This is a genomic window from Bacillus sp. NH11B (assembly GCF_001884205.1).
GTDB classification, from domain to species: Bacteria; Bacillota; Bacilli; order Bacillales; family Bacillaceae_G; genus Bacillus_A; species Bacillus_A proteolyticus.
Genome location: NZ_MAOG01000040.1, coordinates 1 through 16466, shown reverse-complemented (window position 1 = coordinate 16466; position 16466 = coordinate 1). Strand labels below are relative to the sequence as shown.

At 31.9% G+C, this 16466-nt stretch carries 9 protein-coding genes and 5 pseudogenes; 10 read left to right on the top strand and 4 right to left on the bottom strand.

Annotated features, from left to right (window positions below; translation table 11 throughout):
- The 5 genes and pseudogenes from BAU27_RS32800 to BAU27_RS07895 all read left to right on the top strand — a co-directional run.
- A pseudogene (locus BAU27_RS32800) lies at positions 1-1849 on the top strand (hypothetical protein); the annotation flags it as partial.
- A 19-nt stretch (positions 1850-1868) separates the two neighbouring features.
- On the top strand, positions 1869-2351 hold the full coding sequence (locus tag BAU27_RS07915; RefSeq protein WP_071770577.1) for a hypothetical protein: 483 nt from the start codon (positions 1869-1871) through the stop codon (positions 2349-2351).
- Positions 2352-2387: 36 nt separating this feature from the next.
- Positions 2388-3209, top strand: coding sequence for a hypothetical protein (locus BAU27_RS07905; protein WP_217653929.1), 822 nt, complete (start codon positions 2388-2390; stop codon positions 3207-3209).
- A 370-nt stretch (positions 3210-3579) separates the two neighbouring features.
- On the top strand, positions 3580-3777 hold the full coding sequence (locus BAU27_RS07900) for a hypothetical protein (RefSeq protein ID WP_071734798.1): 198 nt from the start codon (positions 3580-3582) through the stop codon (positions 3775-3777).
- Positions 3778-4067: 290 nt separating this feature from the next.
- Positions 4068-4394 carry a hypothetical protein gene (locus tag BAU27_RS07895; RefSeq protein ID WP_139254618.1) on the top strand — a complete coding sequence of 109 codons (327 nt, stop codon included), beginning with the start codon at positions 4068-4070 and terminating at the stop codon, positions 4392-4394.
- Positions 4395-4477: 83 nt separating this feature from the next.
- Here the strand turns inward: BAU27_RS07895 and BAU27_RS32795 are convergent.
- Positions 4478-4737 (bottom strand): annotated as a pseudogene (locus BAU27_RS32795) (DDE-type integrase/transposase/recombinase); the annotation flags it as partial.
- A gap of 149 nt (positions 4738-4886) precedes the next feature.
- On the opposite strand from BAU27_RS32795, the gene BAU27_RS07885 reads away from it, so the two are divergent.
- The gene (locus BAU27_RS07885; RefSeq protein WP_000143834.1) at positions 4887-5519 is read left to right on the top strand and encodes a hypothetical protein; all 633 of its coding nucleotides are present in this window, start codon (positions 4887-4889) and stop codon (positions 5517-5519) included.
- Positions 5520-5947: 428 nt separating this feature from the next.
- Here BAU27_RS07885 and BAU27_RS07880 read toward each other — a convergent pair whose 3' ends face one another.
- Together BAU27_RS07880 and BAU27_RS07870 are read right to left on the bottom strand one after the other, a co-directional pair.
- The gene (locus BAU27_RS07880) at positions 5948-7489 is read right to left on the bottom strand and encodes an S-layer homology domain-containing protein (protein WP_071770576.1); all 1542 of its coding nucleotides are present in this window, start codon (positions 7487-7489) and stop codon (positions 5948-5950) included.
- A gap of 622 nt (positions 7490-8111) precedes the next feature.
- Positions 8112-8756, bottom strand: coding sequence for a hypothetical protein (locus tag BAU27_RS07870; protein ID WP_071770574.1), 645 nt, complete (start codon positions 8754-8756; stop codon positions 8112-8114).
- 980 nt (positions 8757-9736) lie between these two features.
- On the opposite strand from BAU27_RS07870, the pseudogene BAU27_RS07865 reads away from it, so the two are divergent.
- From BAU27_RS07865 to BAU27_RS07850, 3 genes and pseudogenes are all read left to right on the top strand, one after another.
- Positions 9737-10478, top strand: a pseudogene (locus tag BAU27_RS07865) (YhfM domain-containing protein).
- Between the two features lie 616 nt (positions 10479-11094).
- The gene (locus BAU27_RS07860; RefSeq protein WP_071770573.1) at positions 11095-12459 is read left to right on the top strand and encodes an erythromycin esterase family protein; all 1365 of its coding nucleotides are present in this window, start codon (positions 11095-11097) and stop codon (positions 12457-12459) included.
- A 996-nt stretch (positions 12460-13455) separates the two neighbouring features.
- A complete protein-coding gene (locus BAU27_RS07850) occupies positions 13456-14625 on the top strand; it encodes a DUF4046 domain-containing protein (RefSeq protein WP_071770578.1) in 1170 nt (389 codons plus the stop codon).
- 109 nt (positions 14626-14734) lie between these two features.
- Here the strand turns inward: BAU27_RS07850 and BAU27_RS07845 are convergent.
- Positions 14735-15388, bottom strand: a pseudogene (locus BAU27_RS07845) (IS6 family transposase).
- A gap of 664 nt (positions 15389-16052) precedes the next feature.
- Here BAU27_RS07845 and BAU27_RS07840 point away from each other — a divergent pair.
- A pseudogene (locus BAU27_RS07840) lies at positions 16053-16466 on the top strand (S-layer homology domain-containing protein); the annotation flags it as partial.

Genomic DNA, 16466 nt, shown 5'->3' with positions numbered 1-16466 from the left:
AGGTTATGTAGAAAAAGCATTGACCGATCCTTATGCTCTTGGTGGCGCGATATTTGATATTGGTAGTTGTTTTGTCGGTGTCGGTGAAGTAACAGCTGCAGTGAAAGGATCAGCTGCATTCGGAAAACTCGCAGAGGGTGCAAAAGTCTTTCAAGTAGCAGAGAAAAGCGGTAAAATAGTTGGTAAGTTGGAAGAAGTAGCGGCATTCATGAATAAGTTGCCGGGTAGTATGAAGAATGTCGTGGAGAAGATTAAAAATATTGAGATCCCGAATTTATCCCCTAAACCTTCATTAGTCGGCGTTGGGAATGTAGGAGAAGGAAATACACTTGGTAGAGAGTTATTTTCTGTTGCTAAGAGTGAAACTAAGGGGCAAGCGCAAAATGCGAATCGGTTACCTGGAGAGAAATTCGATAATCTTTCTCTTAATATAGAGAAGAAAACATCTGTAGGGAATGAACCTGTGTTTGAGAAAAAGCCAGCGCAGTTTTTTGATGGGTTGGATTTGAAGAGTGGTCAGAAGGTTCCTCCAGAGGGGTTAAGTAATGCTGAGCTAAATACCAGTGATAGTGTTAAAAACCTTATTAATAATAGTGGGTATTCAGTAGATGAATTTGTTGAGTTGTTACATCCAGATAGGGTGTTAAATGCTAATGAAAAGACAGTGGTTGATAATATAAGAAATGAAATTGGAGTACCTGATGTTGGTACAAAGATGAAAAAAGTAATCCCGCAAAGTGATATATATAAGTATTTATATGACGAAAACTATACAGGTGTAAGAGGATTTACTGCAGTTGATGAGCATAGTGCAAATTTAAAAACACTGTTTGAAAATTATGAAGGAGCTAGGCTTGACTATGATGGAACGATGTTTAAAGTAGATCATGGAGGAAATGGTGTATCAACACCAATTGGTGCACCAGATAGGTTTTATGGGGCAATTGAATATATAGAAAATGATCCATCAAAGTTGACGATTCCAAGGTGGGAAGCTAATGTCGATAATTATCCATTTACTGCAAGAGGGTTCACAGGAAGTAAAAATATTGTATTACCGGAATTTTCATATGAGAGGGGTTATACAAGAGCTTTCCAGAATGGAGATGTATTAAATATTATAGATTCAGAAACTGGCAATGTAGCAACAAAATTTGAATTTAATAAAAAATTTGGATGGGCTCCAGAGGGGTTAAGTAATGCTGAGCTAAATACCAGTGATAGTGTTAAAAACCTTATTAATAATAGTGGGTATTCAGTAGATGAATTTGTTGAGTTGTTACATCCAGATAGGGTGTTAAATGCTAATGAAAAGACAGTGGTTGATAATATAAGAAATGAAATTGGAGTACCTGATGTTGGTACAAAGATGAAAAAAGTAATCCCGCAAAGTGATATATATAAGTATTTATATGACGAAAACTATACAGGTGTAAGAGGATTTACTGCAGTTGATGAGCATAGTGCAAATTTAAAAACACTGTTTGAAAATTATGAAGGAGCTAGGCTTGACTATGATGGAACGATGTTTAAAGTAGATCATGGAGGAAATGGTGTATCAACACCAATTGGTGCACCAGATAGGTTTTATGGGGCAATTGAATATATAGAAAATGATCCATCAAAGTTGACGATTCCAAGGTGGGAAGCTAGTGCCGATAATTATCCATTTACTGCAAGAGGGTTTACAGGAAGTAAGAATATTGCATTACCAGAATTTTCATATGAAAGGGGTTATGCAAGAGCTTTCCAAGATGGAGATATATTGAATATTATAGATTCAGAAACTGGCAATGTAGCAACAAAATTTGAATTTAATAAAAAAATCGGATGGGTTATGACTGACTAGGAAGGAAGTATAATAAAGTATGAGTGACTACGCTATTTATAAAAATAATTTGTATAGAATAGATGTATCGGATAATAACCTAGAGCTTATAAGTAATTCAAATGAATCCATAAAATATGGATTTAAAGAATTAAAATTTGAACAAGGATTCGTTTCAAAAGTAATATATATAAAAGAGGTTGATATTAATGAAGTAGAGATGGCTTATAAATTGAAATACAAAGTAATATATAAGGAAAAAGAATTTATTCCATGGGCAATAGGTAAGTTTATACTAGAAATAAATAAAATTACGCTAGGTACAAGTGATGAAAAAGAAGCTAGAAATTATGGATTTGAAAAGATGGAACAATTTGTTTTTAAAAAAGAGGTTCCAATAGAGGAAGTAGATGCTTTAATAGAAATTAAGGATCCTATTTTGAAATTTCAAAATATGGATGAAAAGGTCACTAGAATCGAACAAAAGGATATAAGAAGTTATTTAAAGAACCTTTTAGAATAGATTATATTTAATTATATTGTATTAAAAGGAGAAAAAATGAAAATGAGTAGTGTATCTATACAAGAAAAAATAAATGAATTAAATAGAATAGAAAAAAGCTCAGAGCATTATTTAAATAAATATAATGAAATTTTAAGATCTATAGTCAGTTTAAAAGAAATATACACTGTAGTTAGTAGAAATACAACAGATGAAGAAGTTAAAGATAATAAAGGGAAAATATTCTTTGGATTAAATAATAACATGCCTACAATGTGGCTTTTTTCAGAAGAAAAAATAGCAAAGGAATATGCAGAGTATTACCAATTTAAGAGAAATGACATATATTTAGTAAAAAAAGTTGAATTCCAAGAGTTACTAATAAGTTCTTATTATGCAATGTTCTCTGGTATATACCAAGTCATTATTGATGAAGGAAGAGATTTCATAATCTGCAACATATATGATTTGGTAAATGAATGTTTTGTAAAACAAGGTCAACCTCCAGTATTAGCTAAAAGTGAATATGCAATTATGAATGTATTAAATAGTGTAAGATTCTGCGATGATAAGTTGTGGATTGTTCCAAGTAAGGATACAATAGGTGAAGAAATAATACTAAATAAATTTGTCCCAGTGGTAGAAAAAGATTATATTAAAGTTTTTATTAGTGAAAAAGATTGCAAAAAGTATTCTAAAGAGCAAGGAAATACAAATGAAATTGCAATAGATATGAATATGAGTAGCTTGCAAAATATAATAAAAGTAACTATTGATAATAATATAAAAAATGTGAGGTTTTTAATTAATGATAGTGAAGTTAAGATGAGTACTACTAAATTATACAATATATTACAACGAATGCACGGAGCAGAGTAGTAGATAAAATTAGAGGTAATTTTAAGTTAATGAAATTAAAAAGTTTTAAAATATTCTGCCATTTAAATGATTTTTGCTCTAAATGAAAGATGTAATGAAAAGAAAAAATAATTATATATTATAGCTAAGAATAGAACCAATGTTTCTAATGGAAGAAGCATTGGTTCTATTTTTATGTGAAAGAAATTGAGATGAGTAATAACAATGTGTTTGAATGTAGCAAGAAAAATAGATACGATATATACCAACATAAAAAATAACTGCAGAAAATCTAGATCCCAAGCTGCGGCCAGTAGTAGCTTAGGATGTACCTGTAGAACATAACTAGTGGCTTGAGCAGAAAACGGCAGCGTTTTTTGATGGGTTGAATTTGAAGAGTGGTGCTAAATATACTCATAGTATGATAGAGAATCCTGGGCCTTTAGCTGAAATGAGGGGAAATCCAGTATCAAACTTTCTAGCAGGCAAATATAATGTGAAAATTTTGGATGAAGATACAACTTTATATCGTTCAGGCAAAAAAGGAGGATTAACAATTCTGGGAGAAGAACAAAATGCGCTTGGATAGTGGTTTACAAGAGAACTAGCAGAATCAGTTGCAAAAGTACGGATAGATTCTACGATTAAAGCTCAATGGATAGATTCTAAAACAGGTGTACTGACAGGTACTTCGCCAATAGAACCAACATACGCAATAAAAATTCCTAAAGGAACTACAATATATGAACGGCCGGTTGGATATCAAGGAGTTCATTACCTTGGTGTAGAAAATTGTAATCAAATTTTTATTTCGGAACCATGGAAGATTAATGGGGTAGAGCCTTTAAGTGAAACACCAATAAAATAGGAGGTATGATAGTGAGTTCAAGTAAGCTAGTAATAGATAAATTAGAAAAACTTTTTAGTGAATTGGGTGTAATATTAGAGGGAAATAAGAAAGGTGATATAGATTATCAGATATCTGAAGTTAGATATGTAATTAATATTTTAAATGAATGCCAAAATAATAATTATATAAACTTTGATGATGTTATAAATGAAATAAAATTAACTTATAGTAATCTATATCCACCAAGAGGAGGATTATCTGATTTCTTTATATGGAAGGCAGATTTTAATGAACGTGTTAGAGCTAATGAGCCTTTAGGGAGAATTGGGGATGAATTGGGGGAAATGTTAAAGTAATTAATTGTAAAGGAATAGAAAATAATTGGTTCTGTTGCAAAGTTTTTTAACAGAGAAAAAGTTTGTAGGATTGCAGATGGATTTTATGCAATCGTTAGTAATTGTTGTAATTCATTATACGTCGAAAAAACGAAGTTTGGTTGTTGCAAACTTCGTTTTCGTTTATATAGAGCATGAACGGTTTCAATACCTTTCAAGGTACGTGAAGCATGACGAAGGCTTTGAATCCTGTAGATTTGGCAAAACGCCTTTTTACATGTCTATGGTCTTGTTCAATGAGATTGTTCAAATGTTTGACTGTACAATGAGTTGTACGTCTATAAAAACCTTGTTTTTTCACCTGGAGTATTAGGAGTTAGACTGCTTTTTTATAAGTCCTCATAAATTTCTGGAATTGAGGGTTACTATTAATCTATAATTTATTTAAAATAAAGGTAGTGAAGAATAACTACTCTTCACCTGAAATAAATATGAAGGAGAATTATAATAATAATGACTTTTCCCAATAATGTTAACGGTATGTGTGAGTATTCAATAATAGAAATTAGATGCTTACCCTATAATTCTGAAACAATAAAATTTCAAAACGACTTTGTTCTTATTTGTAGTACATATCTTAATAAAAATGATAAAGCACATGGTCATACTACATTTGAAATCCAATCTGTAAAAGAATTATCTTATAATAATTCACACGTTAAAGAAGCCAAAAAGTTTGCATTCAAAGGTGGTACTTTAAGGATTAATGATTTTGTAAACATAATTGAGGTGAAAACTGATTATGATACAAAGATTATAGCAAACCTTTCTTACCAATATTCTAAAGATCAAGAGATGGAATATATACAAAATAAAGACTTACTCCTATTTTCTACTTCAGTAGGAATCAAAGGTTCTTTTTCTAACGTCCCTTATCTTTATCTACCACCAGAATTTAAGACCTACATGGACTACTATGATGCTCATCAAGAATCTAAAATTCTCCATGATGCTTATTATACTTTGTGTCGAAGCACAAAAGAAGATAGTGAATTCATTGAACAATTTAAGGAACTACAAGATAAACAAAGTATTTTAGAAAAAGATTTATATGATCGTTATTTACAAAACACATATAAGGACTAAATGAATTTCGTAAACTATCCCCACTTCCAGCTTGTTTAGAAGTGATCGCTTCCTAAATTCACCTATCTTGCGTGTTTATTTCTATACAAGTACAAGAACTAATCATGGATTAGGCTATCTCGTTAGTTTATATAGTTCGATAAAACGTATGTTTTATTATGAAAAAATAGTAATTCATCTCCCACCTATTTGTTGGTGCCATGCACCTACATACAAATTGAAGAGAGAGAGGAATCACCTAAATTTAGTTAAAATGATTAGATGCTGTAAATATACACATCAGATAAACAAATAAAATAAAAAAAAAATCCCATATCATATATGTTTATGGGATTCTTTTTTTATCTAGTACTGGTCCATTGTTACACAGACCTCAATTTATCGTTTATTAATTGTTTAATTTTATTAATAAACTACATAGATTCATATTAGCGTTTGATATCCGTTAATATTTTCTGATATCCCATTGCTTTCGGGCTACCGATCTGAATTTTATTTGTTAACTCATTATTATAGATTGTTGTTGCTTTCGCAAATTGATTACGATCCCATTGGTGATCTTTAGCAATTTGTTCATCAGATAAATTATAGTATGAATAAGTTACACGTCCTTCTACATCTGGAATTGGATCATCGAAGGTTGTATCAAGATGGTACCATTTCCCCTCAATTTTCACTAGATTCCAAGCATGAGGTTGTCCATTTCCAGTCCCTGTTACAATATGACCTTCTACTCCTGCCTCTTTTAACAATTGATAAGTTAATAATGCATATCCTTGACAAACAGCAGAACGGTTTGCTAAAGCTTCATATGCCGTATAAGCCTGGAAAGAAGTATCATACGAAACATGTTTTACGACATAATCATGAATCGCTTTTACTTTTTCATGTTCATCCATACCAGCTTTAACAATAGAAGCGATAACTGATTTTGCTTGTGTCTTTACATAGTTCATTTGCTCTTTTGATTCACGGTATGTAATTTTTAATGTAAATACATAATCTCCTGGAATACCACGAATAGAATATTGTGTATTTGCAACGTTATATTTCATGTATTCATTTGAATCAACTGTCTCATCATATGCTTTAACAAGCGTATCCATAACTTCTCTAATATTAGATTGTTTAGATTTATATGTTATAGTTATATCTTCTTCATGATTATTAATATAATTTTTCATGTCTTTTTTATAAGCTTCTAATAGTTGTACCTCAGTTTGTACACTCGTATCTTCTTTATTTGGTTTTGTCACATCAGGATTTTGTGTATTTAATTGTTCCCTATAATTTAATGCATTAAATAAAAACTGTGCATACTGTTCACGAGTTACAGTTTTATTTGGTTCAAAACCTCCATTACCTGTACCTGATGCAATTTTATTCGACTGTACGGCACTAATAGCGTCCTTCGCCCATGAATTATCTGGTACATCATTAAAAGTATGTTTACTTAACACAGGAACTTTAAAAGCAGTCTTGATGACCTGTGCCATTTCTGCACGACTTAATGATTCTTTTGGTCGAAATTCCCCATTTTGATCTCCTTTAAAGACTCCTATGTCTGTCAAAAATAGAATCTCTTCTAGGAACATTGTTGAGTTTTTATTAATGTCCTTATATGGATTTTTAAGCTGAGACCCATCTTGCATAATATAAAAAGAGTTGTCCTTATTAAGAGTGCCTCCTTTTTTAGCAGGAGCTAGCACACGATAAATTAAAGCTGCCACCTGTTCACGAGTAGCATTATCCCCCAGGCCAAACATTCCATTTCCATATCCTCCGATAATATTACGATTAGCTAAGCTCGTAATGGCATTATTTGCCCAATGGTTTTTGGGAACATCATTAAATACAACTGAATTTCCCCCTGACTGGACTTCAGCTTTTACGGGATCACTACTTGTTCCTAACAATGCACCTCCTACCATCGTTAATGATGTTATTGATTTTAATAGTTTTTTACTCATAAATTCTCTCCTAATAATATATTAAAGTAATTAACTTTACTTCACTAAGTTTATTAAACAAGTGGTATCTTTTAACTAAAATTTATAGATTTACGATACGAGAAAGCCCCTTCGGGACTTAAGTCCGCCTTTAAGCATGGGATGAAAGTATCGCTTTTGCGTAGCAAAACATGTCAAAATGGCCTCAAAGTCATGCAAAAGACTCTAAAACAATAATGTTCTCTAAAAAATGAATATTGTATGAGGTTGCACGAATCAATTTCACTTCGTGCGTAAAACAATACATGTCGTCAAGTACTAGACGCTAAAGCATAAGGAGAACCTATACGGTCTGTCATGGGAGTGGTGATAGCAAATCGCAATCTTGCAAGTCAGCGATACCAGAAATGGACTTCGCCTTTGGTCTTTGGTAGCAAGGATCCCACTGACCTATGTCAGCTTGCCCCTTTAGGGGTGGGAGTGTCAAAAATGTACTATGAAAGACTTTTAGACAGATACATTCTAGGATACTACAAAATACATATATAGTTTTATGCATTTATGCATTTTATTCATTTTTTTAAAGTAATAGGCATATTTTGTATAATATTTAAAGGGTTTTTGATGTTTCTATGAAAATAAATCAAATTTTCTTATATTGATTCCGTAAAAAGCTATCGTACAAGATAAGAGATTTATCCTTTTGTTTTTCTTTTAAAGTTTCAAATTGATTAATGAAAGATTCTGAATAATCATGTTCTTTTGTGAAATGTTCTAATATTGAGTAAGCAGTGTGAAGAACTTCAGAATCGTGCTTAGCCTGATAATATTCTATATACTTTTTAAAATCCGGAGGAAGATATAAATAAGGAATATTAGACAATTGTCCCTTTGGCCCTTCAGAAATGGAAAATAAGAGTAAATCTTGCTCTTGTATATATTCCCTCTCTTGATCGCTATGATATTGATAGGAAAGTCTCGCTATGAATTTCGTATCATAGTCTGATTCCGCTTGAGTAATTGTTACAAAATCATTTATTTTCAAAGACCCACCTTGGTATACAAACTTCTTAGCATTTTTTACATTTGGATTATTATAAGACAGTTCTTTTATAGATTGAATTTCAAATGTAGTATGACCATGTGCTTTATCATTTTTGTTAAGATAAGTACTACAAATAAGTACAAAATTATCATAAAAATCGGGTGCTGTAGAAATACAAGGTAAACATTGAATTTCTATAATTGAATACTCATAAGACGTATTGATGTTACTTGGAAAAATCATTTTATAATTCTCCTTTAAATTTATTGCTCATGCCATATAATCGATCTTCATGAAAAGTAGAAAAGCCATTATCGAATTGATAATGGCTTTTCACATACTTTTATATAGAATAAAAATCAGATGCCTATAGAAGTATAACACGAAATTCAATTAAAACAATGTGGCTCTGTTGCAAAGTTTGAAAAAACATAAACAGGTCGGTAAATGAGGAACAATGTTTCGGAAGAAGTTAGTTCCAAATTTGATAGATGAGACTTCCATACTCATGAACCGGTTCTGGTGCGCTTATATATTTTAAAAAGAAAAGACACCCTAAGGTGCCTTCCTCCGACTTGATAACCACTTTAATTTTAATAACATTGGACTCCCATCCAAATATTATTCTACCATGTTAAGTTATTTTGTTCATTTATGCAGGTCGTCTGTAGGCTGTTTTGTAGTCCATGTAGCGATTAATAAGAAAATAATAGCAATAACTACACCTAAAAGTCCTTGTTTGAGCCACATGGATAAGGCGAAATTTGAAGCAATAGCTAAAAAATGAATATTACGGTATATTTATTGAATCTCATTACGAATAACTTCCCAACGGAACCATTTTCTTGTTTCGTAAAAAATAGTATTAAACAAAATTCAGATTCTTTATTTGCAATTAAAATCTATATGTTGTTGGAATTATTCTTTTAAAGGGGTGGGATCCCGAAAATGCGGATGCTATCCTAAGTAAAGCACTATAACCCAACTACTTTTTATACAAGATTTTATACAAGATTTTATGCAAAAAAAGAATAGCAGGGATTCTTCATTATCCTTGCTACCGATAATGAGACGTTATGTTAACTTTACATGCATGTTTATTAATCACCTGATTAGAGATATGTGATCTAAACTTAACCTATTCGAAGTACTAAGTTTTTTAATAAGAATAGTCATTTATTGTTATGATTAAATTTATAATATCTTTTAGGGAGGAACTCAATTTGAAGAAAACATTAATTGTTGGAGCATTATGCTTATCGATCGCTGCTTTAATTGTATTTGTTAATGGAGATGAAGAGACATACACTGAAGCAAACAAAAATGATATTGTTTTACACTTATATAAAGAAAAATCTAGAACGATTTGAAACATTTTCTCAAAATGTAAAAGATAAGAAAAGTGACGAAATACAAATTAAAGATTATTTCATTGACGAGGAGGCCAAAGTACCGAGTTTAAACACTGTAACTTATCAAGATGAGAAATTTACTTTTACTCACAGGTACAAAAACGACTATAGAAAGGATATTTGTAAGAAGTTCGTTACTCCTCAAGAAACACATGGTGTGGCATATATGCTAAGAGATTGCGAACAGTCAGAAGATGGTATTATACTTCATAATACAGCGAAGGACGGTGAAGGAGTACACTCCATAAAAGATAAATCTATTGAATTTATTGAAGTTGAGGGGAATAAGACCTACATATTCGTAAAACAATTTGATGTTGGAGCATTCGTGAACGCTATCACCCATATCGGGCATACACATTCAAATACATCTAGTACACACAAGCCAAATTTCAAAGTAAATGTTCACTTTTTAAGTGGAACAACTCAAACATACTATTTGTGGATTGACAAAGAGAAATCACAAGGAATAATTATGGATTCAGAACAAACAAACCAAGGACATGAAATCGATAAAATATTTGTAGATAACATCATAAAAGCGTTAAATTAAAACGACATATTTTAATACGCCTCGTTAAGATGCACTTTTAAGATGATTACATGAATTCCATTACTATGTTAAAAATCGACCGCCATCACAGGCGGTTTTCTTATACTCTCCTATACTCCCAACTCCGCTAGTCATCTCGTTCAACACATTCTCCTTTAGGTACAGAAAGCATATTTTCAGTCTACGACATTTTTTTAATACTACAACATATAAAAGGAATTGAAATATTTAGGAATCTAATTGTCCTCGATTGAACTTATAAGATGAATAAGCTGATATTAATCCACTTTCAATAACGAAAATTATGTAAATGAGCTGTCCATATGGGCAGCTTATTGTATTTTTTGCTTAGCATGTTTTTTCAAAATGTTAGCGATATCCCATGCCCATCAACTTAAGAAATGAATTGTTCCCCAATTTGAGTGAATGGGTAAAGCCTCAGATAATTATTTTATCTTTTCTAATTAAAATGAATTTTATGTCTTTTATCTTGTTTTCATCATATCTATTTATTAATATAAATGTGAGGAAATAAATTACATAAGCCCATACATTGGTTATAGAAAATTCTTTTCATAAATGGGTGGGGAATCTAGCAAATACAGGAGGGGTATGTGTGTTATCAAAGTGGAAAGTAGGAATTACAGCATCTATTCTTGCACTAACGACATTTACAACGGCAGTATCAGCTGAAGAAAAACTAGTGGATCAGCCAAAATGGCAAGAATGGGTTAGGGAGCATGCAAAAAAATTAAAAGAACCAACTGCTTATACGTATGAGGATTTATCATTCTTGAAAGAAACGGTACAAGACAAACGTATCGTTCTCCTTGGTGAATCAACACATGGTTCAACAGAAATGAACCAATCGAAGATTCGTATAATTAAGTATTTACATGAAGAAATGGATTATGATGTAATTGCATTTGAATCAGGGTTTGCGGAAGCAAATACAGGGTATCAAGACTTAGATAATTTAACAGCTGAACAAGCGATGAAGAAATCTATTTCTGATGTATGGTCTACAGAAGACGTGGAAGAATTATTTCAATACATAAAGGAACAAAAGGAAAAAGGGACACCCCTTATATTAACGGGGTTTGACATACAAATCCCGTATAAAATTGAAAAATTTCCATTTGCAACCTTTGCTTCCGAGTGGATTGAGAAGTTGAATCCTGAAGTAGCTAATTTACTTACAGAAGCGGAGGGTGATATCTTTAAATATCGTTCTGTGTCTTCCTATAAAGAGTTTCAAGCAATGCAGACACCCCTTATAGGCAAATATGAAAGGATAAAAGAATTTATCCAACAACATAAGAATGAATTACGACAAGTGGCACCTAAATCATTATATGATGTAAATCTTTTAGAAAAGACAATTAGTACTCGTATTGATTCGCTTAAAACATATATGTCAAATCAAATGAAAGAGCAGTATAGCATTCCATTTGACTACACTATTTACAATAATTACTCATTATATTCACGTGACCAAAAGATGGCTCAAAACTTAGCATGGCTTAGTGAAATACAATATACAGGTAAAAAAATAATGGTATGGGGTCATAATTATCATATTCGAAAACAGAATTCTAAAATGATTAAGGATTTCACAAATGAATTTGGATTCGTAGGACCAAATATGATAGATTACCTACCAAATCGTATAAAGGATCAGATGTATTCCATTGGTTTATTTGCGTATAGCGGAAGTAGCCTAGACTCTAATGACAATAAAACAGTCCAATATGTAAAGGAGAAACATGAATCCAATAGTATCGAAGAAATTTTGAAAGCTGCGCAACATCCACAAGTGTTTGTAAATTTAAAAGGTGAGAAAAATCGTCCTGAAACATCTTGGATGTATACACCAATAATTGCACAACATTGGGGGTTTCAGGATGAAATTATGATTCCAAATCAACAGTATGATGGCATTCTATGGCTAGAACATATTACACCTTCTCGGATTAAATAAAATAAAAAAGTGCGCCATTAAGATAGGATGGTGCACTTTTTATCATTATCTGAAAAAGAGCTTGTAGTGATTCCCACAAGTTCTTTTTGTTGCTCTTAAAAATACGAAAATATCCTTTTTAGCAACCAGTCATTTTCCGTTGTGAATTTCAGCCCTCCTAATAGAAATCATAATATCTTTTTAAAGAAAGTTTTGATTTAAACCCCATATAGTGACCCCTATGAATACATAAAAAAGGAAGAGAATTTTAAAAATTCTCTTCCTTTTTTATGTATTCATTAGCTGTTTAGTATATCGAAAAATGATGTAGAATTTACCTATTCTATTATAACAGTATTAAGCATGATTTTAAGATGAAATATTGCATATTAAAATGTATTGATATTAGTTATTACACTTAATATAATGAGAGTATAAGATTCACTGCATCATAATATTAAAAAGGAGGAAATGATTATGGAAATCGCAATGGCAGTTTTAAAATTCATAGGTGGAGCAATTCCATTGGTTCAAGAACTTTTAAAAGCATTTATGTAAGTTTATTACTCCGCAATTATTTATAGGAATTATCAGATAAATGATCTGTATATCAAAGATAAATTGATGTACAAATCATTTGTCTGAAAAAACTTTAAACAAGAAATAGAATCCCAGAAATCATAAGGGATTCTTTTTCTGTGTGTGTAATTATGGCTGAACCCCATGCCCATCAACCTAACAGAACAGGTTGCCCCCAAAACGATAAAAATAAACTTCGTTTCTATAAAAAATACAGAATATTCGTTAAAGGGGAACTTCAAAATGTTAACTTGATGGGCTGAACCCCTTATCGAGGGGGGGATTAGTGTTCAATTATATATATTAATTATGAACAAAACTCACCTATTAGCACTTAAAATATAGGTGGATTATTGCTTAGAAATAAATTTGTAATTGCTGGTGATTTTTATCTCGTTTACTGTAAAAATCACTATAGAAAGAGAGAAAAGGGTTGTAATGGTAATAAAAATAGAAGAGATATACCAAGAGATATTGGACAGTAAAAGGAACAGATTTCCCAAAGGTACATGGAGTGATGATCAAGATAATAATCTAGCAAAACGTGTAATCAAGTATCTTATAGAAAAAGTTTTAAAGTGGGATAAAAAAACAATTCTTGAGAGTTGGAAATCCCAATTAATTATTAAATATAAATTAGGTGGTTTACTTAGTGTTAAATATCATGATAGCCCATATGTAATGATAAATGATGTTTATCCGAATTGTTTTAAAGAATGGGAATTTCAAATGACACCTAGGAACTATTGGACAAAGGAAAAGGCATTGGAAGCGTTAAAATGGACGATAGAAAAAAAAGAAAGGTTAACAGATAATAAACTATTGGAGGTTTATAACGTTCGGTGGTTATCTAATCATAATTTGAGTTCGCCTTGCCAAATTTTTTGGGGAGGTAGTCCTTACATAATGATAAATGAATTATATCCAGACCATTTTAAGGAATGGGAGTTTAAAAAAACTCCTAGTCGTTTATGGACAAGAAAAAAAGCGTTGGAAGCATTAAAATGGACGATAGAGGAAAGAAAACAAATGAATAATGAGGAGATAAGAAAAAAAATTAGTGTAATTTGGTTTTCAGAAATAGGCTTAAGGACCCCATTGGAGAGATATTGGAATGATAGTCCATTTAGTATGATAAATGAGTTATATCCTGGATGTTTTAAAGAGTGGGAATTCCAGAAAACACCTAAAAACTACTGGACAAGAAAAAAAGCGTTGGAAGCATTAAAATGGACGATAGAGGAAAAAGAAAAGTTAACTAATGAAGAACTTACAAAGGTCTATAGTAGAAGATGGATGATTAATCAAAGGTTAATAACTCCATTAGAGAGATTTTGGAAAAATAGTCCATATGCCATGCTACACGAGTTGTATCCAGGGAAATTTAAAGAATGGGAATTAAATAGGGCCCCTCGTGGATTTTGGACAAAGGAGAAAGCATTGGAAGCATTGAAATGGACGATAGAGGAAAAAGAAAAATTAACTAATGAAGAACTAATAAGGGTGTATAGTAGAAGGTGGATAATTAATCAAGGGTTAAGAACCCCATTAGATAGATTTTGGAATAAGAACCCACATACTATGTTAAGTGAACTATATCCTAATTAATTTATAAAAAATATGAAAGTTTAACATAAATGAAACTAAATCTTTCTTTTACGGGCTCTGTTGCAAAGTTTTTATATAAACAAAAAAATCCTAATTTAGTAGGTAGAGTTTATGCAACTTTGAATAGTTTCTCTAATTCATTGTACGTCGAAAAAACGAAGTTTGGTTGTTGCAAACTTCGTTTTTGTTTATATAGGGCATGAATAGTTTCGATGCTTTTCAAGTTACGTGAAGCATGGCGAAGACTTTGAAATCCTGCGGATTTGGAAAAACGTCGCTTGATATGTCTATGATCTTGTTCGATGAGATTATTCAAATGCTTGATTGTACAATGAATGGTATGCTTATAAAAGCCTTGCTCTCCCAATTTATTGAACGCGCAAAGTAACGCGGGAGTCTTGTCTGTTGTGAGAACCGTTGCTTCTCCTAATGTTTTTACTAGTCTTTTCATAAAGGCATAAGCCGCTTGATGATCTCGTTTTTTGCGAAGCTGAATATCCAATGTGTGTCCATCTTTATCAATTGCTCGATAGAGATAACGCCATTCGCCTTTCACTTTGATATAGGTTTCATCCAGGTGCCAAGACAGCTGCACAGATTTGTTTTTCTTTTTCCAAATCTGATAAATGAGATTTCCATGTTCATGAACCTATTGCATGATAGTAGTGGGATGGACCGATACACCACGTTCTTTCAAAATTTCAGATACACCTCGATAACTTAAAGAAAAACGATAGTAGTAGCCGACGGCTACCAAAATAATATCTTGTTTGAACTATTTTCCTTTAAAATATCCCATTTATGATTCTCCTCATTCTGTTTTGCAAAAGTTTAGCTTACTTTTAAAAACTTTGCAACAGAATCGAAGGGACAAAAAGGGTAGAAAAGATAGGGATTTGCAAGGGGGCGTCTGCAAAAGTTTATAAATTATAACATATATATATGCCTATAGTAGTTACGAAAAGGTAACAAAAATGCTATTTTCAAAAAAAATGCTTGATATATATTTTGAGTTTTTGTTATTATAAGCTTATTTATTCTATATTTTTGCAAATGTACTAGAGGGAGTGCCATCATGTATGGTATGGTTGAAATCGCAAAGGAGAACAATATAAGTCTCTATCATTCTCTTCGGTTTCTGATTGAAACGCTCCCATTACTAAGACAAAAGAAAAATCTATGTTGGGTTTTCTTTTGTCTTAGTAGTGGGAGGAGCCCTAGTGTTATGTTATAACACTGAAATATGTAGGAGAAACTATAGATTTTGGTTGATTATATGGAATGAAAAATTAAATCGTTATTCTTTGGATTCAGACTACCATTATTCTCACTACTATTCTCACTATTATTCACACTATTATTCACATTAAAAGAGGTATAAGGAGGAAGGTATATCTATTAAGATGGAGAGATATACCAAGTTAGAAATGAACATTAAATTTAATAAAAAAGTAGTAGCATTCACGGCAGGATTAACGGTATTATCTTCACCATTGGTATCGTTTGCAGAGGAACAACAATCAGTAAACAATAAGCAACCTACAAGCGTTCAGGAACAAAGTAAAACAGACCAACTTCAAACATCAGATGAACAGGCTCTAAAAAGTATTGAAGCTAGTTTTGAAGAGGTAGACGGACGTGGTGGAGGTACTGTCGATAATAAGAAAGCAGACAGTCTTCAACGTTCAGAAGGTATTCATGAAGAAACAGGTACATTAACTGTTCCTAACAATTCAAACAGAACAAAACGTAGTCTGTCTTCCGCATCACCTAGCATCTCTAGTACAATAAACGGTGTTCCATTCACTGAATGGATTGTTCCAGCAGGTAACGATAATATC